Genomic DNA, 22,969 nt, shown 5'->3' on the forward strand with positions numbered 1-22,969 from the left:
CGCGGACGTGCAGGTGATCGTTCCGATCGGAACCCTGCTCGGCCTGGATGCAGAGTCGGGGGAGCTGGTGGGGTACGGGCCGATCCCCGCGACCGTGGCGCGGGAGATCGCGTCGCGGCCGACGTCGACATGGCGGCGGATGCTCACAGACCAGCAGGGTCATCTCGTGGAGCTGGGAGAGCGGCGGTATCCGAGTCCGGGGCAGAAACGGCATGTGCAGGCCCGGAACCCGTGCTGCATGTTCCCGCACTGCACACGCCGGGCGTGGCGCTGCGATCTGGACCACACCCGGCCCTACGCCTGGGGCGGGAAGACCCTGGTGGAGAACCTCGGGCCGTTGTGCAGGCGGCATCATCGGGTGCGTCATCACAGCCGATGGCAGGTGACCCAGCCCTGGCCGGGGGTGTTCCGGTGGACGAGTCCGACCGGCCGCCGGTACGAGGTGCGGCCGCATTCGTACCTCGACGGGGAGAGCACCACCGTCGACCTTGGTATGTCGGGTGGAAACGACCAGTCGAGGTGAACAACCGACCCCCGGTAAAAGGGAACGGTCGGCGACAGGACGTCAACTACGGGATTACGAGGTCGTTTATGAACGACGTCAGCGTGGTCGGTGTGCAGGCCTCAGCTCAACAGCCTGCCCGCTCGTCACAGGCGACGACGATGTGCCGGTCTCAGTACATGAACGGGATGACGTTCCGCCACCATGGAATCATCGCCAGCGGTTTCTGATGCACCCGTCGATAAAGGTGCGCATCGGTTGGTCAGGCTCCAGAACCGGCCGGCACCTGGGTGGAGGCGGGGAAGGACATGGACGCCAGGACGCTGCGGACGCGCTCGGGCACCGGGGCGGGGCCGTTCTCCGACCGGTGCACGATGACGGTGTCGCACAGCGCCAGGCAGGTCTCGCCCTCGAACAGCCCGCACACCTGCAGGATCGAGGTGTTGCCGAGCCGGCCGATGCCGACCCCGACCTCGTAGGTACCGGGGTAGGCGACCTCGCCCAGGTAGTCGATCTCCACCCGGGCCGCGACCACCGGGAGGGGACGCCGCTCGTGGGGCAGGCCGCCGTGGTTCGCGCCGAGCAGGGCCCGGTTCATCGCGATGCGGGCCTCCTCGAACAGCGCCGCGATGGCCACGTTGTTCACGTGGCCGAGGCTGTCCATGTCACCGAAACGCGGCTGCATGGTCAGTGCGAACGGGTAGTTCGCCAGCTGGATCCGCGCCGGGTCGTACTTCGCTCCCATAGCTCCCCTTCTATCGCGTCCCGCGGCGCCGGGGCGATCAGCGTGGCGTGGGTCTCGTCCCGGTCTCGTTCAGCTCCGGACGAACGCCTTGTTCTCCATCAGGAAGTCGGCGAGGTACCCGTCGTGCGGGACGCCCGCGGCCATCCAGACGGTGGGCTGGTCGCCCAGGTAGACGTTCCGGATGGTCGGCTCGTTCAGCAGATGGTCGATCAGCCGGCCGTCCCGGGTCATCACGGTGAGCACCAGCGAGTCCCGCAGCGGGGCGATGCCGGCGTCGGGGGTCCAGGGAGCGATCCAGACGCAGGGGAACGACAGCTCGATCCCCGCCTGCGCGGCGGTCGGCGAGTCCAGCTCGTGGACGGCGGGCCGCAGCACCGCGCTGCCGTCCCCGAGCCCGTCGACGATGCCGTCGCCGCCGAGCCAGGCGCGGGTGCCGGCGGCTTTGCGGGCCAGGTACTCCTCGACGACCCGGGCGCTCGCCAGTGGCTGGACCGGCAGGGCGGCGGCGTCCTCCTCGGGGGCCAGGCTCGGCAGGCGGGCCAGCCGGTCGGCGACGGCCTCGGCCAGGGGCGCCGGGTCGCCTTCCACGAACACCGCGGTCGCGTTGACGCAGCCGGTGCCCCCGCCGCGGGCCACCGAGTCGACGACGACATCCAGGTGATCACGCCAGTCGGCGTCGGCGGTGATGAGGATCTTCGACCGTCCCGGCCCCTGGATGAGGACGGTCGGGTCGGCGCCGAAGCGGCTCACCACATCGTCGCCGCCGTAGACCATCCCGAGGTCGGCGGCCTGCAGGATGGCGTCGGCGCCGCTGTGATCCGTGGGCAGCAGCGCCACCTGGTCGTTGGGCGCGCCCGCGAGGCGCAGCGCGGTGATGAGCCGGTGCGGGGTAAACGGGTCCCGGCGCGAGGGGCGGACGGCGATCCGGTACCCCAACGTGAGCGCCTCCGGCCACAGGGCATGCGTGCCCGGATGGTTTCCCGCGGCGTGGACCGCGAACACCTCGCCGCGGCGGGCCCAGACCGCCCGCCCATGCCAGGTGGACGGATCCCGCCAGTCGCTGGCCGTTCCCACCGGGCACGCCCGGGCCACGGTGTCCGCGGCCTTCGTGATCCATTCGGCGGTGGAGCTCGTCGCCCCCCGCACGGTCGAGATCGGCAGCCCGCCGACGCGGCTGACCAGCCGCTGGTACTCCCCGACGGTCAGCCCGCCGATGGTCGCGCTCGCGAAGAGCTTCGCCGCCTCGGTGAGGATCTCCGTCCAGGCATCGGCGGGCAGAACGCCCGCGGCGCGCAGCTGGCTGACCGTGCGGTGGACGTACAGCGGGGGCACGAGGCTGAGCTGGGCGACCTGTGCACCTGCGACATCCATGATCGCCTGCTGGTTTCTGGTCCGGAACTCGCCGGCCGGGCCGAGAGCGGCGAGCTCGACCGGGGACGTGACCGCGGACGTCATCAGTAGACCCCCTCGATGACAGCTTCGTTCTCGAAGGTCGCGACCGGGGCGACGTCGGCGACCGCGTCACCGACGGTGCCGTCGAGCGCCTTGATCCGGGTCGCCATGTCCCGCTCGAGGTTGTTCGGCAGCAGGAAGCCCTTGCTGACGTGGCTGGCGAGGATCTGGCCCCGGTCCCCGTAGTCGACGCGCTCGAGGGTGTCCGGGTTGACGACCTCGAAGGTGAGGTACGGCGAGTACGGGTCGAAGATGCAGGGCGCCTCCACCGGCAGGTTCGGCCGCTCGGCGGCGGAGCCCAGGTACATGGTGCTCCCGTACTGGCCCAAAAAGATCGTCTCGGGGAACACCTCGGTGCGGAACAGCGCCAGCGTGTCGGCGTCCATGTGCGCGCCGCCCCACATGATGGCGCGCACCTTCTCGTTCACCAGGTCGACCAGGTCCCGGCGCCGGGACAGGCGCTCGAGCAGTGGCGGGGTGATGTTGAGGGCGCCGACGTTCTGCCGGCGCAGGATGTCGGCGGTCTGGTCGATGATGTGCTCGGCATAGGCGTCGGCGTCGCTGAGGCGCCGCTGGGCGAGGAGCTTCTTCACCCAGCGCGGGTCGAGGTCGATGGTGAACACGTACGAGCCGTGCCGCTCGGTGATCAGCCGGAAGAGCGCGCCGATGATGTGCGGCCCGGAGGGGACGACACCCAGCCAGTTCAGCCCGCGCGCGATGCCGTGCCGGTCGAGGACGTCCTCGTGGAAGCGCAGCAGGCGGTCCTGCCACTCCCGCATGAGGACCACTCGTTTCGGTGCGCCAGTGGTACCGCCGCTCTCGAAGAACCCCGCGACGTCCGGCCGGTCGCCGTACCCCCGCGCAATGAGATCCTCCGCGTGGACGTCCCGCAGATCGGGCAGGACGTTCGGAAAACGCCGGAGATCATGATGGGACCGGATCTCGGCCCGCGGGTCGAACCCGAGGGACTCCGCTCGCCGCAGCCAGAACGGGGAGCCCGTCGCAGGGTTGAAATGCCATTCCATCGCCGCCCGGATGAACTCCTCCGGGTCGGGCACGACATCAAACGGCAGATCGAGGACCTTGTCGGCCAGGAGCGGCATGGGACCTCCCTCGAAGCGGACGGCGCGGCCGCACGGGAGGCAGGTCGGACCACCTGTCCCCTCACATCCCGCGATGTTCTGGTTCTTCCCCGCGAGGTAAGACCGACACGGCCCCGTCACCGCCCGCAGCCTGCCGGCCGTCACCGCTGCTGCTGCCGCCGGGGCTTAGGGAACCGGGTCGGCGGTGCCCGCAACGACCCCCGGACGGCAGCCGCGCAGCCGGCGTGCGGTCAGGGCGGCTCCGTCGGCCAGCCCGTGGCGGGTGATCGCTGTGGCGGCGAAGGCACTGCAGGTGGGCGTGTAGCGGCACCGCGCCCGCATCCGCGGCGACCCGAACCGCTGGTACAGGTGAATGGCCCCGAGCACACCGCGGACGGACGCCGACCGCGCGACGGATCCACCGGTGTGTCCGGCGTGACTGGCGTGGCCGGCGTGTTGCCCGGTGCGTCCGGTGCGTCCGGTGCGTCCGGTGCGTCCGGTGCGGTTGGTGCCCGCGGTGTGGCCGAGGCGAAGGCGGGCACCGGCGGCTGCCAGCGTCGACAGCACGGTGAACCAGGTCGACAGAGCGAGAAAGGCGGGAAGTCCGTCGCAACCGTCGCAGGCGTCACAACCGTCACACGCGTCGAGAGCGTCGCATCCGTCGTCGGCATCGGCCGAGGAGCGCCGCCGCCCACGGCGCCGCTCGCGCCGCCGAGCACGCCATCGCGCAAGCCGCTGCCTGAGTCGCCGTCCGCGTCCACGCCCACGACGCTGCTCGTCCGGCCCGGGGCCGCCGCCGGCCGAGTCCTCGATCGCGGGGAACACCTCCACGGCCGTGGGTTCCGTGGCCGTGGGTTCTGTGGCCGTGCGGTCGGCGGTGGCGTGGCCGGCGGTCGTGCGGTCAGTGGCCGTGTGGTCGATGGCCGTGCGGTCGGTGGTCGTGGGCTTCGCGGTCGTGCGCCGCGCGGGTGTCGGTGCGGACCGCTGGTCGCGGCACGGCGTCTGGACCTGCATGCGCGGGCGCCTCCGGCTCACCTGTGCCGCAGGCGACGCGGCGCAGCTGACCGTATCGCCGCCGGTGGCTCCTACGCAGGCGGTTCCGGTGGCAGGTTCCGCCGGCGGGTGGGTGGTCGGGGAACGGCGGTCGGAGAACGGGCGAGGGGCGGTCGGAGAACGGGCGGTCGGCCCGGTCGGCGGGTGGGCCGCCGACCGGGCCGGGGCTTACCCTCGCCCGCAGACCCAGACGGATCGCGGGGGCACCCAGCGCCGGTGGCCGGCCGCCCAGACCCAGTGGCCGCTCACATGACGCCAGTAACAGCCGGCGGCGGTGGGCACGCGGTCAGGTGGCGGTGACGCCGGCGCGGCCAGGGCGGGCGCCGCGGAAAGAGTCGAACCGAGTGCGGCAGCGGCGATCAGCAGTGGGAATCGGGTGCTCTTCCGGTACGCCATCTCTGCTCCCCCCGGCGCATGAAACGCCATGTCATCGAGGAAGTTCCGGCCGGATCGAGCCTTTTCCCCCTCACGGTCCACGGCCAGGGATGCCGCGAGTCCGCGTTGGCGACGGAAAAGGTTCATTGCAGCTCGGGCATACCCCGGACCAACGGGAATCAGTCGCCGCCAGCCGTGCGCGGATTCAGGATGAGGTGCTGCGCGCCTGCATCCCGGGCGCTTCCGGGTCGATTCCCCAGCTGATGATCCGCCGTGGACGAATGCGGATCACCTCCGGGCTCATGTATACCTCCGGGGGATCCTCGCTGGTGACGGCGTCGGCCTCCCCGCGGATCTCCAGCCCGCGCACCTGCCAGGGGTCGACCGATGCGATGTCGTCCACGACGAGGGAGACCACCCTGGTCGCGGCGACGTTGCGGAACTTGCGGCTGGCGCCCAGGTTGTACCCGTGCACGTCAATGGTGTCGGTGGCGGCGTTGTGCCGGAAACCGACCGGGCTGTTCTGCGGGGTGCCGTCCGGCGCGACGGTGGCCAGCCGGCCGAGGCGCTGCCCGGCCAGATACGCGAGTTCGACGGTGGTGAAGATCATGCGCTGATCCTGCAGGCTCAACCAGGCTTCAGGTCAAGCGCCGTCCCGGGAACTGGCCACGGAACGCCGGGACTCGGTCCGGCAGCGCATCAGGAGGGAACGTCGGTTCGCCTGCGTGGTCGATCTGTCGGTGTTCGCATGTGATCGGTGGATGTTCGTCGATCCGGTGGTGTCGCTGTGGATTCGGTGTGCGGTATTCCGGGGCGGGATCAACGTCTGCCCGCCGTCCGATCCAAGGTGATCCGGGTGCCCATGGGCGTACCAGCACAAATTCATGCATTAAACAACAGAAACGGTGATTCATAGCCTACACATAGATTCCGCACGGGCTGGCCACAGCTGCCCTCGAGAGGCTCTCGAACGTGCAGAGACAGATACCGGCCCCATGCGTCCGGTCATGACATTCGTGGGCCGGCTGGCTGCGCGCCGTCGACTGCTGGTCGCGCTGATCGTGGTGGTGGTCATCGCCGCCGGCATCATCATCTACGCGGTCACCCGTGGTGGATCCGACGACGCGGACGCGGCGACGCCGACTGTCACCTCGCGAACGGTGACGGCGGAGCTCAGTACGATCAAGCAGTCGATCTCCACGACCGGCACGATCGCACCCGCCACCCAGTCTGATCTGACGTTCCCGGCGTCGGGCAAGGTCACCAGTGTCCTGGTGATCGAGGGCGACAAGGTGACCGTCGGCCAGAAGCTGGCGACGATCGACTCGGCCTCGCTGGCCGCCAGCCTCGCCCAGGCGAAGCTGACGCTGGCCAACGCCCAGGAGAAGCTCGCCTCCGACGAGAGCGCCGACGCCTCCAGCGAGCAGCTCGCCGCCGACGAGTCGGCGGTCACGACCGCGACGGACGGCGTCACCTCGGCGGAGGAGGACCTGGCCGGGGCGACCATGACCTCGCCGGTCAACGGCGTCGTGACGAGCATGGGCCTCGTGGTCGGGCAGCAGGTCTCCGGCTCCTCGAGCAGCTCCGGGTCGTCCGGCGGCGGCAGCGGCGGCACGGGCGGAACGGGCGGAGCGGGCTCGGGCGGTGGGACGTCCACTGGTTCGGGGAGCACGTCCACCACGTCGACGAGCGGGCAGATCACGGTCATCAGCACCGACTCGTGGATCGTCAACGCGACCGTCGACTCCAACAGCGTCGACCTGATCGCCAAGGGCAACCAGGCGACGATCGTGCCGAGCTCAAGCAGCTCCTCGTCCTCCACCACCGGCGGAGGCTTCGGGCAGTTCGCGGGTCGCAACGGCGGCACGACGGGCGGCGGCACCGGCACCGGCTCGGGCACCGGCACCGGCTCGGGCACCGGCACCGGCACCGGCTCGGGCACCGGCACCGGCTTGGGCACCGGCACCGGTTCGGGCGCGGCCGCGAGCGGGACCAGCAGCACGATCTACGGAACGGTCGAGTCGGTGGGTCTGATCGCGTCCAGCTCCGGCCAGACCGCGACCTTCCCCGTGGTGATCAAGGTGACGGGCAGCCCCACCGGCCTGCACTCCGGCGCCAGCGCGACCGTGACCCTGATCTACAAGCAGCTCAGCAACGTCCTGGTCATCCCGACCAGCGCGATCACCCAGCAGGACGGCAAGTCCATCGTGAAGCTCGTCTCCGGTGACTCGACGACGACCCGCGAGGTCACCACCGGAACCGCCAGCGGCGGCTACACCGAGATCGTGTCCGGCCTGTCCGAGGGCGATCAGGTGAAGTACGACGTCATCAGCGTGGTTCCCGGCGGTACCGGCACCGGCGGCGGCACAACCAACCGCAACGGTGGCCAGGGCTACGGCGGCTTCGGTGGCGGCACCGGCGGCTTCCCCGGTGGCGGCAGCTTCCCGGGTGGGGGAGCGGCCGGCGGCGGGGGCGGCTTCCCCGGCGGGGGCAACTGACATGGCCAGGAGATCGCGCAGGCGTGAGCGCGCGGCGGCGGCCGAGTCACCCCGGCAGGGGCTCGCGGACACGCCGACGGCAGACACCTCGACCACGGACTCCTCGACCACGGACATCTGGGCCAAGGGCGCCGAGTCCCGGGACGTCCCGTCCCAGTTCACCCCGGTGACCTACGAGGAGCCGGCGACGATGCCGTTGGCTCGGGTGCCGCTGGGCGCCGCGACCGCGGACGCGACTGCGACCGCGAACGCGACCGCGACACCGGTCATCGAGCTGGACCAGGTGTCCAAGTCCTACCGGGCCGGTGCGTTGGACGTCGCCGCGCTGCGCGGTGTCTCGACCCGGATCGGCCAGGGCGAGTACGTCGCCATCGTCGGTCCGTCCGGCTCGGGGAAGTCGACGTTGATGCACATCATCGGCTGCCTCGACGTGCTCACCGGCGGCACCTACCGGCTTTCCGGCGAGGACGTCAGCGCGATGTCCGAGGAGGACCTGGCCGAGATCCGCAACCGCCGGATCGGGTTCGTCTTCCAGCAGTTCAACCTGCTGCCGTCGCTGTCCGCCTGGCGCAACGTCGAGCTGCCGCTGGTCTACCGGGGGGAGCGCCGGGACGTCCGCCGCGGCCGGGCCGTCACCGCGCTGGAGCGGGTCGGTCTCGCCGATCGGGTCGAGCACCGGCCCGGTGAGCTCTCCGGCGGCCAGCAGCAGCGGGTCGCGGTGGCCCGCGCGCTGGTCGGCGACCCGTCCCTCATTCTCGCCGACGAGCCGACCGGCAACCTCGACTCGACGGCGACCCGCGACGTGCTGAACCTCTTCGACGAGCTGCACGCGCAGGGCCGCACGATCGTCCTGATCACCCACGAGCAGGAGGTGGCCGACCGGGCCCGGCGGGTGCTTCGGATCCGGGACGGGCTGATCGATTCCGACTCCGCGGCTGGCTCGGCTCCCGCCGCGGCGACCCCGTCGGCCGTCCAGCCGGCGACTCAGGCGGCGACCCGTTGATGGGCTGGCTGGAGACACTCCGCACCGGGCTGGACGCCATCCGCACGCACCGGCTGCGGTCCGGGCTGACGGTGCTCGGCATCCTGATCGGCATCGCCGCCGTGGTCCTCACCGTGGGCCTCGGTGTCGGTGCGCAGGACGAGGTGGGCGAGGAGATCAACTCCCTGGGCAGCAACCTGCTCATCGTCTCGCCGGGCAGCTCGACGGACTCCTCGACGGGCCTGCGCGGCGGGTTCGGCTCCTCGTCGACACTGACCACGTCCGACGCGACCGCGCTGACGTCGAAGACGGCCGCCCCCGACATCGAGGGCGTCGCCCCGATCAAGCAGAGCTCCATGTCGCTGCTGAACGGTTCGACGAACTGGACGACCACCGTGGTCGGCACGACCCCGGACTGGCTGTCCGTGCGCAGCCGCACCCTCACCGAGGGCCGCTTCATCACCACGACGGACGAAGCCCAGTCGGCGGCGGTCACCGTCCTGGCCACGGACACGGCGACGGAGCTGTTCGGCCGGCGCAGCCCGGTCGGCCAGAGCGTGACGATCAACAACATCGCGTTCCAGGTCATCGGGGTGCTCGACTCGGCCGGGTCGGACAGCTCGAGCAACCTCGACGACCAGGCCATCGTGCCGATGTCGACCGGGGCGAACCGGCTTTTCGGCGGGACGACCCGCAACTCGGTCTCGACCATCTACATCAAGGCGAACTCGGCGGACACGCTGTCGGCGGCCTACCAGGAAGCCACCAATTTGCTGCTGAACCAACACAGCATCACGGACTCGTCCAGTGCGGACTTCACGATCACCACCCAGGAGTCGCTGCTCGACACGGCGACGTCCGTGAGCAAGACGCTCACCGTGCTGCTGGCCGGCATCGCGGCGCTGTCGCTGCTGGTGGGCGGCATCGGCGTCATGAACATCATGCTGGTCTCGGTGACCGAGCGCACCCGTGAGATCGGCCTGCGCAAGGCCCTGGGCGCACCGCCCGCCGCGATCCGGCGGCAGTTCCTCATCGAGGCGTCGATGCTCAGCCTCGTCGGCGGCGCGGTCGGTGCCCTGCTGGGCATCACCGGGGCCCTGGTACTGCCCCGGTTCATCGACAACTCGGTGGCCATCGTCTGGTGGGCGGTGTTCGGCTCCCTCGCCGTCGCCGTGGCCATCGGCGTCGCCTTCGGTGTCTACCCCGCCAGCCGGGCCGCCCGACTGGCTCCCATCGACGCGCTCCGCAGCGACTAGTCACCCACCATGACGAGGACAAAGAACATGACTGGCCAGGTTCCCACTTCCGTGCCATCGACCGGGTCCGTGCCGTCGACCGAGTCATCCGGGTCATCGACGGGTGGACGTCGTCCCATGCGTCGTCGCGCGTCCGTCGCCGTCGCGGTCGCGTCCGCCGCCATGCTGACCGCTGTGCTGGCCGGCTGCGGTGGCTCCTCCGGGACGTCCAACGCGCAGGGCGAGCAGGCCGGGCAGGGCGGCGGGCAGACCGGGCAGGGCGGGCAGGGCAACGGCGGCGGCCGGGCCGGCGGCGCGGCCGCGTCCGGCCTCATCGCGGCGGTCGACTCGGGCACCATGCAGGTGCAGAACCAGCAGTCCGGCCAGGTCGCGGTGAAGTTCGGCGACAGCACCACCTTCACCCAGACGGTCTCGGCGGCCCTCAGCGATGTCACGACCGGCGTGTGCGTCACCGCGGCGAGCGCGTCCACGGGTGGCACGCAGGCCTCCGGCACGCCCAGCGCGCGGTCCACGGCGCAGCCGACGGCCATGCCGACATCCTTCACGGCCACGACCGTGTCGATCAGCCAGTCGACCGACGGCTCCTGCGGTACCGGGTTCGGTGGCGGCACCCGGCCGACCGGCATGCCGAGCGGTATGCCGACCGCGATGCCGAGCGGCGCGCCGGGTGCCCAGGGCTTCGGCGGCTACGGCGGTGGCCAGGGCGGGCAGGGCGGGCAGGGCGGGCAGGGCGGCAACGGTGGTCAGGGCGCGCCGGGTGGCCAGGGTGGGGGTGGCTTCGGCGGCGGGTTCGGCGGCCGGGCGACGGGCAAGGTGACCGCGATCTCCGGCTCCACGATCACCGTCTCGGGCACCAGCTTCGGTAGCGACGAGGCCGTCACCTACACGGTGCTCGTCGACGGCAGCACCACCTACACCAAGTCGGCCACGGCGGCCGCCGACGCGGCGACGGTCGGGCGGTGCGCGGTCGTGACCGGCGACACCGACGACACCGGTACCGTCACCGCGACCCGGATCGTGCTGAGTGACACCACGAACGGAACCTGCACCACCGGCTTCGGCGGCGGTGGGTTCGGTGGCGGCGGTGGGGGTGCCGGCGGCAACGGCTCCGGCTCAGGTTCCGGTGGCAACGGGTCCAACGGCAACGGGTCCAACGGCAACGGGTCCAACGGCAACGGGTCCAACGGCAACGGGACCGCCAATGGCTGACGACGTCGCCGTGGCCCACGGTGCTGTGCCGGCCGACGGTGCTGTGCCGGCTGACGGTGCCGTGCCGGCGGCTGACGGTGCTGTGCCGGCGGCTGACGGTGCTGTGCGGGCTGACGGTGCTGTGCGGGCGGAGCCGGACTCCACTGCGGTGCGGCGCCGGCGGCGCCGGTCGAAGCCCCGGCGCAAGGGTGTGGCCGTCGCGGTGACCGCGGTGGTGGTCGTCGCTGCAGGAGTGGGAACGGGGCTCGCGGCCAGCGGGGACGACGGCCCCTCCTACCGGCTCGCCGCCGCGAGCACCGCGTCGGTCACCCAGACCCTGACCTCGGTCGGAACCCTGAGCACGGTCAACACGGCGACCCTCGCCTTCCCGGTCAGCGGGACGGTGACCTCGGTGCCGGTGCAGATCGGCGACAAGGTCAGCGCCGGGCAGGTGCTCGCCTACCTGGACCCGGCCGCGCTGCAGGTCGCGCTCAACGCGGCGAACCAGAACCTGGCCGACGCGAAGCTGACGCTGGCGAACGACGCCTCCGGGCAGACGTCCACCAGCAGCGGCTCGCAGGGCGGGTCGACGAACCTGACCTCCGGGTCGTCGGACGGCGCGGTCAGCCTGCTGACGAACTCCGCGTCCGGTTCCACCGCCCCCGGCTCCGGCGGGTCTGCCGGGTCTGGCGGTTCCACCGGTGTGCAGCTGACGAGCCTGGAGACCGGACGGGTCGTGGCCACGATCTCTGCGGGACGCATCGTGAGCGTCTCCTCGGGCGCCGCCATCCGCACCGCCGCGAGCACCGCCGCCGCGAGCACCGCCGCCACGACCGCGACTGCGGCTGCGACGACGACCACGACCGGGAAGCCGAGCGCGCCGGCGACCGCGGTGACCGCGGCACAGCAGGACGTGATCGCCGCCCAGTCGGAGCTGGACAGTGTGCTGGCGGATCTCGGTGCCGACCTGACCGCGCTGACCGCCCAGGGCGGCGGCTGCGCCGTGGGCAGTGGCGCCGCGCCCGCCCCGATCTCCTTCACCGCGACGCCGACCACGGCCGGCACGATCAGTGGCACCGTCGGCAACCAGGACAAGGTGACGCTGAGCCGGAACGGCTCCGTCATCGCGACCAGGACCGGCTCGTACACCTTCACCGGGCTGAAGGCCGGCGCCGAGTACACCGTGAAGATCCAGCAGGTGGGCGGAACCGGCACCATCGACGTCACGCAGTGCCAGAACGCGATCAACGCGCTCGTGACCAGGTTCAGCGGCTCGTTCGGTGCGTCGGGCGGGTCGAACCTGGCCTCCCTGACCTCGCGTCTCGCCTCGGCGAAGACCAACCTCGACAAGGCCGTCAGCACGCTGAGCAGCGCCGGCGGCGGATCGGGCGCGCCGCAGACCTCGCCTCCGTCGACCTCGCCGTCCTCCGGCGGGACGTCCGCTCCGGGCACGAACGGCTCCGGTGCGGGCGGCTCCGGTGCGGGCGGCCGGCCCTCGACAGCTCCCTCCCCGAAGCCGTCCGCGACGGGCTCGACCGGCAGCGGTGCGGTTACCGGCACCGGCACTGGTACTGGTACGGGCACCGGTAGCCGCCCGTCCGCGGCAGCCAGCCCCTCCGGCGGAACCGGCTCGACAGCGACGCAGAACGCGACCCCGGGCACGGACGGGCGTGGGGCGATCGGCGGCACCGGCGGATCCACGACCGGTGCCACCGGTGCCACCGGCGGTACCGGCACGACTGGCGGTACCGGTGGCACCGATGGTTCGGGCTTCAGCGGCTCCGGTGGCAGCGGCTCCGGTGGCACCGGAGCCGCCTCCGGTGGCGGGATGTCCGGCGGTACGGGTGACGGTTCGCCGACGCGGACGACCCAGGTGGCGACCGCCGAGCAGCTCGCCGCCGACCAGGCCGCCATCGACGCGGCGGCCGCGCAGGTCACGGTGGCCCAGGCGAACCTGAACGGCGCCACGCTCACCAGCCCGATCAGCGGGACGGTCGGCGCCATCTCGGTCGCCGTCGGCAGCGAGGTCAGCTCCTTCTCGTCGAGCGCGACCATCACCGTGCTCGGCGAAGGCGACAAGCAGATCACCACGACGGTCCCGCTGTCCGCTGTCGACACGGTGAAGGTGTCCAACCCGGCGACCATCACCGTCGACGGCGTCAAGGAGCCCCTGACCGGCACGGTGTCGTCGATCGGCGCGCTGAACAGCAGCACCGGGTCGACGACGACCTATCCGGTCAGGATCGTGCTGAAGCCGAGCAGCGCCAACCTTTACGACGGCACCGGAGCCAGCGTGTCGATCACGGTCAAGGAGGTCAAGGATGTCCTGACCGTGCCGACGTCCGCGGTGCACCGCACTGGCCAGCTGACCACGGTCAATGTGCTGAAGGACGGCAAGGCGACGGCCGTCCAGGTGCAGATCGGCGCGACCGGCCCCGAACGGACCGAGGTGACCTCTGGACTCGAAGCCGGTGACCAGGTCGTCCTCGCCGACGTCAACGCCGCGTTGCCCTCCGACGATTCGGACGACTCGTCCAACAGCGGCGGACTGTTCGGCGGCGGCGGCGGCGGCAGCAGCAACAACAGCGGCGGGACGTTCCCCGGCGGCGCCGGTGGTGGCTTCGCGGGCGGTGGCTTCGCAGGCGGCGTCCCCGGCGGAGGCGGTGGCCGCTGACCGGTGACCGGTGACCGGTGACCTGACGGAGTGAGGCTACCGGTAGCAGCGGTTTGTGCCGCCGTTACCGGTCGCCTTCTTCGTCGGGCCAGCCACGTAGCTCGGCCCGGGTGGGAAGGGCCTCGTAGGCACCGGGGCGGCTGATGGTGAGCGCGGCGGCGTGCTGGGCTCGGCGGACGGCGGCCTGGGCGCTGGCACCGGTGAGAAGCTGGGCGCAGAGCACCGCGGTGAAGGCGTCGCTGGCCGCGGTGGTGTCGACGACGTCGGCGGGTGGCGCGGGGGCGACGGTGCTGCTCCCGTCGATCCGCAGGACGCACCCGCGCTCGGCGAGGGTCACGCAGACCGTTTCCGCGCCCAGCTCGTCGGCGATGGCGTCGGCGAGGTGCGCGGCGGGCCCGTGCGCACCGCGCCGAGGCGTGAGCAGGGCCCGCGCCTCGGCCTCGTTGGGAACCAGGATGTCGACCTGCTCCCACGCGATCTCGCCGACGACCGACAGGTCCGCCGGCAGCGGCGCCGGATTCACCACCACACGCAGGCCGTGCTCCCCGGCCGCACTCAGCACGCCCCCGATGTGCTCAGGGGAGTCGAGCGTGACGAACAGCGCCTCCGGTGGCCGCGCCGCCCGCGCGGCAGGGCCGATCTCGGTGTGTCCGGTGCCGCTGCGGGCGGTGCCGGCGTGTGTGGTGCGGGCCTGTGCGGTGCCGGCGTATGTGGTGTCGGCCCGCGCGGTGTCGGCGAGGGCGGCCGTGACGAGATCGGCGGTGACGGCGAAGGCGTCCGGCACCTGCCATACGAAGGCGTTCTCCCCGTCCGCACGGGAGTAGACGACGCAGACCGGAGTCGGAAGGCCCGGGACGACCGCCATCGCGGCGGTGTCGATGCCCTCGGCGGCGAGGGCGCCCCGGATGGCCGCGCCGACCGCGTCGGCTCCGACACATCCCAGGGCCGTCACCCGCGCACCGAGCCGGGCGAGGGTGACGGCCTGGTTGAGGGCCTTTCCACCGGGGGCGGTCCGGATCGCGTCGGCGCGCAGGTCGTCCCCCCACACCGGCAGCCGGGGTGTGCTGATCAGGCAGTCGAGCAGGTAGGCGCCCGCGACGAGGAAGCTCCCGCTGTGGCTGCCATCGCTGTGGCTGCCATCGCCGTGGCCGCTGCTGTACCGGCCATGGCTGTGCCCGCTGCCTTCGTGGCGGGTCAGCCGATCGCCTCGTCGGCAGGTTCGGGATGCATCTCGCGGGCGGGGATCGGCGACGGCACCGGCCGCCGCGGCTCGCGCACGCCCGCGGAACCACCGGCGGGCCCGAGGCTGAGCCGCACCATCGTGCCGATCGCCACCCGGGTGCCGGCGGCGGGAACCTGGCTCACCACGACCGAACCGGAGTCGAGCGCGTCGGCGGGAACCGGCGGGCCGTCGGGATCCGGCCCGACCCCGATCAGGCTCACCCCGGAGAGCTTGGCGCGCGCATCGTCCCAGGACAGGCCGATCACGCTCGGTACGAGGCGGGAGTGGCGCCGTGGCCGCCGCCGCGCGTCCGAAAGCTGGTCGGTCGCGTCCTGCAGCATTTCGCTCGCCGCCCGGCCCAGCAGGGATTCCGTCCCGAAGCGCAGCGAGCGCCGTCGGCTCTGCGTGGCGTTCTCGTCGGGAGCGTCGCCGGACTGGCCGCCAGCGGCGCCGCTGGCGTTGCCGCCGGGGCCTTTGGCACCGGCTTCCCCGCTGGTGCCCGCGGGCGGACGTGGGCCCGCGATCTCATCGTCGAGCTCGTGCCAGCGCTCCCAGGCGGACTGCCGGCTGACGCCGAGCCGGATCGCGATCTCCGCCCAGGACCTGCGTTCCCGCCGGGCGGCGCGGACCGCGTCCAGCTCGACCTGATCCAGCAGCCTGCGCACCGTGCCGATGTCGGTCAGCGCCTCCAGCGCCGCTTCTCCGGGGCTGTCGGGGCTGTCGGGGCTGTCAGGGGTGTCGGGGTTGTCGGCGGGTGGTTTCGAGGGGGTGCGATGCCAGCCGGCGAGGTGTTCCCAAGCGCGGCGGGCGTCCTGCCACGGACTTCCGCTCTTGCTCATGATGTCAGGATAACCTGACGCTTGTATCGGCGCGAGACCGGTGCAATTCCGGTTCGGTAGCTTCTACGTCTTGTAGAAGTCGGCTGGCTGGAATGGCGATGAGGTGCTCTCCTGTGGAGAACGAACGACGGTTACCACCGCGATCCGCTCGCCTGGCAGTTCTCGCGCTGGTGGTCGGGGCCGGCCTGGTACTGGCATTCGCGGGATGCTCGCCCGGGGTGAGCACGGCGGACGGTTCGGCCGGTGGTTCGGCGGGTGGCCGCGCCGAGCGCGGGTCGGTGGGCGGTGCCGCCGAGGTGCTTCCGGTGGTTGACCGGAAGTCGGCGCCGGCGATGTCCGGCCGGACCCTCACCGGAGACGCGTTCGACCTCTCCTCCGTTCGCGGCCGACCGGCCGTGGTCAATTTCTGGGCCTCCTGGTGCGGGCCGTGCCGGGCGGAGACGCAGGCGCTGGTCGAGATGGCGCAGGCGCATCCGGAGGTCGCCTTCATCGGCGTGAACCGTGAGGCCGACGGTTCCGCCGCCGCCCGGGCCTTCGTGCGCGACAACGCCGTGCGCTACCCGAACATCGTCGATGAGCAGGGCGCTGTGGCGGCGCGCTGGAACGTTCCGGGCCTGCCGACAACCTTCGTGCTCGATTCCGACGGGCGGATCGCGGCGCGCCTGTTCAGCGCCGTGACAGCCGAATCTCTCGGCGCCGTCATCGCCGGGCTTGTCTGACGACCGGGCGGTTCCGCGGAACCGCGCAGTGCCGGGGGGCTCCGCGGAACCGCATCGACCGGGCGGTTCCGCCATCCGCGGTACCGCGGTACCGCGGATGAGCTCGTCCGCGCTGCCAGCGCGGCTCGCCGGACGTGTTGCTGCCGGTGCCTCCCGCTGAACTCGCCTGAACTCACCCGACAATCGGCAGGCGCACAAGCTTGAAATATAAGCCTCTCCTTATAGGGTGGAGATATGATCGCTGATCCCGCGGCCACGGCCGGGCTGGTAGTCCGAGAAGTTCGAGGCGCCACCCGGGGTGGGGCTGCGACCAGGATCGTCGTGGCTCGCCGCACCTATCCCACCGACCAGCTCGATCTCTGGGAGGCGCTGACCAGCCCCGAGCGCATCCCGCGATGGTTTCTGCCCGTCAGCGGAGACCTTGAGGTCGGTGGCCGCTACCAGCTCGAAGGCAACGCCGGTGGCGTGGTCGAACGCTGCACCGCACCCGACTCGTTCGCCGTGACCTGGGAGTTCGGGGAGATGATGTCGTGGCTGGAGATCACCCTCACCCCGGCTGGCCAGGGCACCACCCTGGAGCTCGCCCACGAGGCACCGGTCGACCCGCAGATGTGGGGGCAGTTCGGCCCGGGTGCGGTCGGCGTCGGCTGGGACCTCGCGCTGATGGGCCTCGGCCTGCACCTGGAAAGCGGCGCGCCGGTCGACCCGACGATCGCGATCACCTTTCCGACGTCGCCCGAAGGGATCGAGTTCGTCCGCAGGTCAGCCGCCGGCTGGGCGGACGCCGCTGTAAGCGACGGCGACGAGCCCGGCCCGGCCCACGACGCCGCGGGACGGACGGTCGCCTTCTACACAACCGTGCCCGAGGAACCCTCGGACTCCGAGGGTTCCTCGGGTTCCGGGAACTAGGTGGACCTCGCCCTCGACGCGCTCGGCGAACCGACCCGCCGACGGATTCTGGAGCTGCTGGCCGCGGGTGGAGAGCAGCCGGTGGGGGCCGTCGTCGAGGCACTGCGAGCGGACGCGCAGATCTCCCAGCCCGCCATCTCGCAGCATCTTCGGGTGCTACGCGACGCGGGCCTGGTGACTGTGCGGGCCGCGGGCGCCCGCCGCTTCTACGCCCTCGACACAGCCGGGCTCGAGGCCGCCCAGGACTGGTTCACCCGCCTCGCGCGCGCCGCCCGGGAGGCCGTGACCTCCCGGGCAGTCGACCCGGCGGCCGTGCCAGTCGACCCGGCGGCCGTGCCAGTCGAGCCCGTTGAGTCCGCTGCATGCGACGCTGATCCACTCGGCCAGTTCGTCCAGCCCCTCGACGCGCTGGCCACCGAGATCGCACGCGGCCGGCGGGCACGCCGGTCCGCTCCCGTCGCCGAACCGGCGCCGCGGCCGGCCGAGCGCCCCGGGGCGTAGACGGCCTGGCTGACTCAGCCCCTGTCCGCTCAGTCCTCGTCTTCGGGGGCGAAGCGGCTCAGCGCGGCCACCGACGGGATGAGGTAGTAGGCACCGCTCACCGGGGTCGAATAGCGGGTGAGCTCGTCGCGAAGGCCGTCGGAGTAGGCACCGGCCATCCGGCGCAGCATGATGTCGAGCACTCGCTGCTCGCGGCTGAAGCCGACGAACATCGTGCCGTGCTCGGTGGCGGCGCCGTAGGCCGTGTTCCGGCGGAAGATCTTGAGCTCCTCGCCGTCCTCCTCGACGACGGTCCGCGAGACGTGCGAGGTCGCGGGCATGACGTCCTCGTCCAGCTCGACGCTGTCGGCCTTGGCGCGCCCGATCACCCGCTCCTGCTCCTCGACGGGCAGGGCCTGGAATGCGTCCGAGTCGTGCCGCCACTGCTGGAACAGCAGCACGCTGCTGCCAGCGCCCGGCCCGCCCGCCGCCACCACGGCGACACCCGGCGCCAGCAGCAGGGACGGGTTCTCCGTCCCGTCGATGAAGCCGGTCAGGTCACGGTTGTGCTCGTACCCCCAGCCGGTGACCTCGCTGGCCACCGACGCGATGCTGGCGAGCGCGGCGATGACGTTGCGGCTGTTGTTGAACACCGCCGTGCGGTCGCCGCCCGCGACCCACACCCAGGCATCCCGCTGGGTGGCCGGCATCTGGAAACCGTCGGTGCCGACGATCGGCTCGGTGAAGCTCCGGACGTCCGGAGGCAGCTCGTCCGGTGCGACCTGTGCCCACAGCTCGGGCCGGAAGCCCACGACGAGGTTCACCCCGCCGCCGGTCGACAGCGGGTCGCTCAGGCCCGCGACCGCCTTGACCAGATCGGCGGCGGACGCGTCCTGGTGCAGCGAGAACTCCAGATAGCAGTGCTCCGGAGTACCGAGCCCGAAGATCCCCGGCTGTGTCACCCGTACCGCCCTCCACCCCATCTGACCTGGCACGCGTGCATACCGCACGCGTGCCAGACAGTACAGGGGCGGGAAGCGGCGCTCGGCGTTCTGGCCCGATGTGCACCGTGCGGGCGAGCGGCCACGTGACTCGATCGACCCCGGCGTCCTGCCACCGGCCGTTCGACCGGGTCCCGACTCCGCGATCGCGGTCGCCTCCGCGCGCTAACGCCGAGCTAATGCCCTGGTCGGTACGTTCTCGCCGGAAATGTGGGCAGAAGGCCCACCGAAGTTCAGGAGGACAAATGACGCAGGCTCGTGGGCAGCGTATTAGATGGCTTGTCGGTGTCCTCGCGGTGGCGTTGTTATTCGGCGTCTGTGAAGGCTCGGGATCGTCGGGCGACCCTGCGCGGCCCAGCGGCCAGGCGGCGGGCATTCCGGCGCCACCAAAGCCCGAGCCGATCGATCTCACCGAGTACGCGGCTGGATCTCCGAGCGCGGTGGCGCGGTACGGCGAGTCCGAAGAGTGGAGGATTTTGGTTGTCCTGACGCCTGTCGCGGAATCGCGAGCTTCGGGTTGGCGTTTGTTGGCGGGCAAGTGTTGAGGATTTTGGCTGCTCGAACGACCAAAATTCTCAGTTTTTGTGGATCGTCAAGATGGCTTTACGTCACCTTCGTTCCTTTTGTTGTGAATCGGTGCCGCGGTGTCGTGGGGGTGGGGAAAATCCTCATCTCCTCGCCTTTTCCTTCCTTCAAGCGTCGGTGGATGCTCCGACCTTCCGTCGGCTGGGTCGGCCGTTCCGTTGTCAAGGGGACACCGGGCGGCGGCTCAGGTTTCTGAGCAGGTGTGCTGGCTGGCGGGTGCATCGACAATGAGGCGGCCGACCGCTGCTCCGCGCTCGTCGCTGAATCCGTCGACTCGCTGAATCCGTCGACGAGGTTCGAATCGGCGGGACGCGGAGAAAAGCGGCGGATATGGCGGTGACCGCGGCGGCACCTGCCCAGATGCTTCGGTGGGGAGGACAGCTATGACCCAGACCGGAGACGGCCCTGACCCCGGCCCCGGCCCTGACCCCGGCGGTTCCGGCGGTTCCGGCGGTGGGACGGTGCTGCTCACGCTGTGCGCCGGGCAGTTCCTGATGACTCTGGACAGCTCGGTCATGAACGTGTCGATCGCGACGGTCTCCGCGGATGTCGGCACCACGGTGAGCGGCATCCAGACCGCCATCACCTTCTACACGCTGGTCATGGCGGCATTCATGATCACAGGTGGTCGGATCGGCCGGGTCTTCGGCCGCCGGCGGGTCTTCGCCGTGGGGTGCGCCATCTACGGCTGCGGGTCGCTGACGACGTCGCTCGCGGGGAACCTGCCCGTGCTCATCCTGGGCTGGTCCTTCTTCGAAGGGATCGGCGCAGCGCTGATCATGCCAGCGATCGTCGCACTGGTCGCGTCGAACTTCGCGGCGGCCGACCGGCCGCGCGCCTACGGCCTGGTTGCCTCGGCGGGCGCGATCGCGGTGGCGACCGGGCCGCTCGTGGGCGGCCTGTTCACCACCTATCTCTCCTGGCGCTGGGTGTTCGCCGGAGAGGTGCTGGTCGTGCTGGGCATCCTGTTCTTCGCCCGCCAGCTGACAGACGCGCCGGAACAGGCGCTGGCGCCGAGCGCGGCACCGGGCACAGCATCGAGCGCGGCACGGCCAGCAGCGGCCCCCTCCGGGCGGCGTGACGGGGCTGGCGGGGCCGATGGAGCTGGTCGGGTCGGCGCGTCCGGCGCGTCCGGCGCGTCCGGTGGGTCCGGCGCGGCTGGACGGCCTGGTGAGATGGATGGCCTCGACCCGGTGGGTACGGTGCTGTCCGCCCTCGGCCTGTGCCTCGCGGTGTATGGCATTCTGCGGGCGGGATCCTGGGGACTGTTCCGTCCCAAGGCCGGTGCTCCCGCCTGGCTCGGGATCTCACCGACGTTCTGGCTGCTGCTTACCGGCCTGGTGGTGTTGCGCCTGTTCCTGTGGTGGGAGAATGCGCGGATCGCGCGTGGGCGGGCGTCCCTGTTCGACCCCGCGATGCTGCGCGGCCCCGTCCTGCGCGGCGGCCTGACGTCCTTCTTCTTCCAGTATCTTCTGCAGGCCGGGCTCTTCTTCGTTGTGCCGTTGTTCCTGTCGGTGTCGCTCGGTCTGTCGGCGGTCGGGACCGGCGTCTGGCTGCTTCCGTTGTCCGTGACGTTGCTCGTCGCCGCGGTCGGCATCCCGAAGGCCTTTCCGCATGCCTCCCCGCGCCGTACTGTCCGCGGCGGCTTTCTCGCGCTCCTCGTCGGGATTGTGATCCTGGTCGCGGCGCTCGACCTCGGCGCCGGGCCGCAGATCGTGGTCTGGCCGCTGCTGCTCGCCGGCCTGGGTATCGGCGCGCTCGCCTCACAGCTGGGCAGCGTCACCGTTTCCTCCGTCTCGGACGAACACAGCGCGGAGGTCGGCGGTGTGCAGAACACGGTGACGAACCTGGGTGCCTCGATCGGGACCGCCGTGGCCGGAACGGTGCTCATCGCCAGCCTGACGGCGTCCTTTCTCGCCGGAGTTCGGGAAAACCCGGCGGTTCCGCCGGACCTCGCCGCGCAGGCGAATGTGAGGCTGGCCCAGGGCGCCCCGTTTCTTTCCGACCGAGATCTGCGGGCAAAGCTCACCGCGGCCGGCGTGCCCGAGCAGACAGTCGACGCCATCGTCGAGGAGAACGCCGACGCGCGCGTGACGGCGTTGCGGGAGTCGCTGGCGGTCCTCGTCTTCTTCGCGCTGCTCGCGACCGTCTTCACCGGCCGGATTCCGCTGCGCCAGCCCACCGGGACGTCGCCCGAAGCCCTCCCCGAAGCCCTCTCTGGAGAAGCCCCGCCGTCCCGGAGCTGAGGCGCTTCCTGTTACTCGCCTGGGTCATGGTTCATGACACATGTCATGGCTGAACAGTGACGACCATGACTGGGGTGAGGCTGGCCCGGAGAGGACCCTCGACACCATGACGAGCGAGCCTCCCGCGAGTGTCCGCCTGTCCGGGCTACGCAAGATGTACGGGGCGGTCCGGGCTGTCGACGGCGTCGACCTGGCCGTTGACGCCGGGGAAATCGTCGCGCTGCTCGGTCCGAACGGCGCCGGCAAGTCGACGACGATCGACATGTTGCTGGGTCTCACCCGGCCGGACGAGGGCGCGGTCACGCTGTTCGGGCTCGGCCCGCGCCAGGCCTGCGCCGCCGGGCGGGTCGGCGCGATGCTGCAGAACGGCGGGCTGCTGCCAGGGGTCTCCGTCGGGCGGATGCTGCGCGACGTCGCGTCGCTGTACCCACGCGCGCTGCCGGTCGACGAGGTGCTCGACCGGGCCGGCGTCACCGACCTCGCCGGCTCCCGCACCGACCGGCTTTCCGGCGGCCAGCGGCAGCGGGTCCGGTTCGCCCTCGCCCTGCTGCCCGACCCGGACCTGATCGTGCTCGACGAGCCCACCGCGGCGATGGACGTCGAGAGCCGGCGCGCGTTCTGGGCGGCCATGAGGGCGTGGGCGGCTGGTGGGCGCACGGTTCTGTTCGCCACCCACTACCTGGAGGAGGCCGACGACTTCGCGGACCGCATCGTGCTGCTGCGCCGCGGCCGGGTGATCGCGGACGGGCCGACGTCCGAGGTGAAGGCACTCGTCGGTGGCCGGACGATCCGGGCCACGGTGCGCGGGCTGGACGTCTCCGCGCTCGACGAGCTGCGCCGGCTGCCCGGGGTCGCCCGGGCGGAGCGGCGCGGTGATGTGGTCAGCCTTGCCTGCCCGGACAGCGACCGGGCGCTGCGCGCGCTGCTCGCCGCCTGGCCTGACGCCTGCGACATCGAGATTGTCGGTGCCGGGCTGGAGGATGCCTTCATCGCCCTCACCAGCGACCCGACCCCGGTCTCTGCCCCTGCCGCGACCCCTGCCCCCGCCTCGACCGCGAGGAGATAGATAAATGATCGAGAGCAATCTCGCCGTCGACGGTCGGGGTACCTACCTGCGGTACGTCCGCTCCGAGATTATTCGGGCTGTGCGCAACACCCGGC

At 71.4% G+C, this 22,969-nt stretch carries 19 protein-coding genes; 11 read left to right on the forward strand and 8 right to left on the reverse strand.

What is annotated here, in order from left to right; all coding sequences use genetic code 11:
- A partial coding sequence (locus tag FREUN1FDRAFT_RS29365) for an HNH endonuclease signature motif containing protein (RefSeq protein WP_006543937.1) occupies positions 1-523 on the forward strand: 523 nt, incomplete at its 5' end.
- A gap of 241 nt (positions 524-764) precedes the next feature.
- Here FREUN1FDRAFT_RS29365 and FREUN1FDRAFT_RS29370 read toward each other — a convergent pair.
- The 5 genes from FREUN1FDRAFT_RS29370 to FREUN1FDRAFT_RS29395 form a co-directional block, all read right to left on the reverse strand.
- Positions 765-1,247, reverse strand: a complete 483-nt coding sequence (locus tag FREUN1FDRAFT_RS29370) for a thioesterase family protein (RefSeq protein WP_006543939.1) — start codon at positions 1,245-1,247, stop codon at positions 765-767.
- Between the two features lie 69 nt (positions 1,248-1,316).
- On the reverse strand, positions 1,317-2,702 hold the full coding sequence (locus tag FREUN1FDRAFT_RS29375) for an aldehyde dehydrogenase family protein (protein ID WP_006543940.1): 1,386 nt from the start codon (positions 2,700-2,702) through the stop codon (positions 1,317-1,319).
- Positions 2,702-3,802 carry an AMP-binding protein gene (locus tag FREUN1FDRAFT_RS29380; RefSeq protein WP_006543941.1) on the reverse strand — a complete coding sequence of 367 codons (1,101 nt, stop codon included), beginning with the start codon at positions 3,800-3,802 and terminating at the stop codon, positions 2,702-2,704. Before FREUN1FDRAFT_RS29380 ends, FREUN1FDRAFT_RS29375 begins: the two co-directional genes overlap by 1 nt.
- Before the next feature lie 165 nt (positions 3,803-3,967).
- Positions 3,968-4,795, reverse strand: a complete 828-nt coding sequence (yidD, locus tag FREUN1FDRAFT_RS45395) for a membrane protein insertion efficiency factor YidD (RefSeq protein WP_006543942.1) — start codon at positions 4,793-4,795, stop codon at positions 3,968-3,970.
- 619 nt (positions 4,796-5,414) lie between these two features.
- Positions 5,415-5,819, reverse strand: a complete 405-nt coding sequence (locus tag FREUN1FDRAFT_RS29395; RefSeq protein WP_006543944.1) for a PPOX class F420-dependent oxidoreductase — start codon at positions 5,817-5,819, stop codon at positions 5,415-5,417.
- 397 nt (positions 5,820-6,216) lie between these two features.
- On the opposite strand from FREUN1FDRAFT_RS29395, the gene FREUN1FDRAFT_RS29400 reads away from it, so the two are divergent.
- The 5 genes from FREUN1FDRAFT_RS29400 (at position 6,217) to FREUN1FDRAFT_RS29420 (ending at position 13,807) form a co-directional block, all read left to right on the forward strand.
- On the forward strand, positions 6,217-7,707 hold the full coding sequence (locus FREUN1FDRAFT_RS29400) for an efflux RND transporter periplasmic adaptor subunit (protein WP_035954299.1): 1,491 nt from the start codon (positions 6,217-6,219) through the stop codon (positions 7,705-7,707).
- A 1-nt stretch (position 7,708) separates the two neighbouring features.
- On the forward strand, positions 7,709-8,710 hold the full coding sequence (locus FREUN1FDRAFT_RS29405; RefSeq protein WP_006543946.1) for an ABC transporter ATP-binding protein: 1,002 nt from the start codon (positions 7,709-7,711) through the stop codon (positions 8,708-8,710).
- Positions 8,710-9,945: an ABC transporter permease gene (locus FREUN1FDRAFT_RS29410; protein WP_006543947.1), complete on the forward strand. Its 1,236-nt coding sequence runs from the start codon at positions 8,710-8,712 to the stop codon at positions 9,943-9,945. The genes FREUN1FDRAFT_RS29405 and FREUN1FDRAFT_RS29410 overlap by 1 nt, the downstream gene beginning before the upstream one ends.
- A gap of 117 nt (positions 9,946-10,062) precedes the next feature.
- Positions 10,063-11,154, forward strand: coding sequence for a hypothetical protein (locus FREUN1FDRAFT_RS43130; RefSeq protein ID WP_006543948.1), 1,092 nt, complete (start codon positions 10,063-10,065; stop codon positions 11,152-11,154).
- Complete coding sequence (locus FREUN1FDRAFT_RS29420; protein WP_006543949.1) at positions 11,147-13,807, forward strand: biotin/lipoyl-binding protein; 2,661 nt, start codon at positions 11,147-11,149, stop codon at positions 13,805-13,807. The genes FREUN1FDRAFT_RS43130 and FREUN1FDRAFT_RS29420 overlap by 8 nt, the downstream gene beginning before the upstream one ends.
- A gap of 64 nt (positions 13,808-13,871) precedes the next feature.
- On the opposite strand, the gene FREUN1FDRAFT_RS29425 is transcribed toward FREUN1FDRAFT_RS29420, so the two are convergent.
- Positions 13,872-14,855 carry a PfkB family carbohydrate kinase gene (locus tag FREUN1FDRAFT_RS29425; protein ID WP_006543950.1) on the reverse strand — a complete coding sequence of 328 codons (984 nt, stop codon included), beginning with the start codon at positions 14,853-14,855 and terminating at the stop codon, positions 13,872-13,874.
- A gap of 146 nt (positions 14,856-15,001) precedes the next feature.
- A complete protein-coding gene (locus tag FREUN1FDRAFT_RS45400; RefSeq protein WP_006543951.1) occupies positions 15,002-15,868 on the reverse strand; it encodes a PASTA domain-containing protein in 867 nt (288 codons plus the stop codon).
- Between the two features lie 113 nt (positions 15,869-15,981).
- On the opposite strand from FREUN1FDRAFT_RS45400, the gene FREUN1FDRAFT_RS29435 reads away from it, so the two are divergent.
- The 3 genes from FREUN1FDRAFT_RS29435 to FREUN1FDRAFT_RS40235 all read left to right on the forward strand — a co-directional run bounded on the left by FREUN1FDRAFT_RS29435 (position 15,982) and on the right by FREUN1FDRAFT_RS40235 (position 17,997).
- Positions 15,982-16,587 carry a TlpA disulfide reductase family protein gene (locus tag FREUN1FDRAFT_RS29435; protein ID WP_050796090.1) on the forward strand — a complete coding sequence of 202 codons (606 nt, stop codon included), beginning with the start codon at positions 15,982-15,984 and terminating at the stop codon, positions 16,585-16,587.
- A gap of 234 nt (positions 16,588-16,821) precedes the next feature.
- Positions 16,822-17,496, forward strand: coding sequence for an SRPBCC family protein (locus FREUN1FDRAFT_RS29440; protein ID WP_035954295.1), 675 nt, complete (start codon positions 16,822-16,824; stop codon positions 17,494-17,496).
- Complete coding sequence (locus FREUN1FDRAFT_RS40235) at positions 17,497-17,997, forward strand: helix-turn-helix transcriptional regulator (RefSeq protein WP_006543954.1); 501 nt, start codon at positions 17,497-17,499, stop codon at positions 17,995-17,997.
- 29 nt (positions 17,998-18,026) lie between these two features.
- On the opposite strand, the gene FREUN1FDRAFT_RS29450 is transcribed toward FREUN1FDRAFT_RS40235, so the two are convergent.
- Positions 18,027-18,938 carry a Dyp-type peroxidase gene (locus tag FREUN1FDRAFT_RS29450; protein WP_006543955.1) on the reverse strand — a complete coding sequence of 304 codons (912 nt, stop codon included), beginning with the start codon at positions 18,936-18,938 and terminating at the stop codon, positions 18,027-18,029.
- A 1,007-nt stretch (positions 18,939-19,945) separates the two neighbouring features.
- Here FREUN1FDRAFT_RS29450 and FREUN1FDRAFT_RS40240 point away from each other — a divergent pair.
- Entirely contained in the window at positions 19,946-21,808 is a 1,863-nt protein-coding gene (locus FREUN1FDRAFT_RS40240) for an MFS transporter (protein WP_006543957.1), read from the forward strand.
- A 40-nt stretch (positions 21,809-21,848) separates the two neighbouring features.
- Positions 21,849-22,874 (forward strand): ABC transporter ATP-binding protein, encoded by a 1,026-nt coding sequence (locus FREUN1FDRAFT_RS29460; protein WP_006543958.1) that lies wholly within the window; start codon positions 21,849-21,851, stop codon positions 22,872-22,874.
- Positions 22,875-22,969: the final 95 nt, after the last annotated feature.

Source organism: Parafrankia sp. EUN1f, from assembly GCF_000177675.1.
Lineage (GTDB): Bacteria > Actinomycetota > Actinomycetes > Frankiales > Frankiaceae > Parafrankia.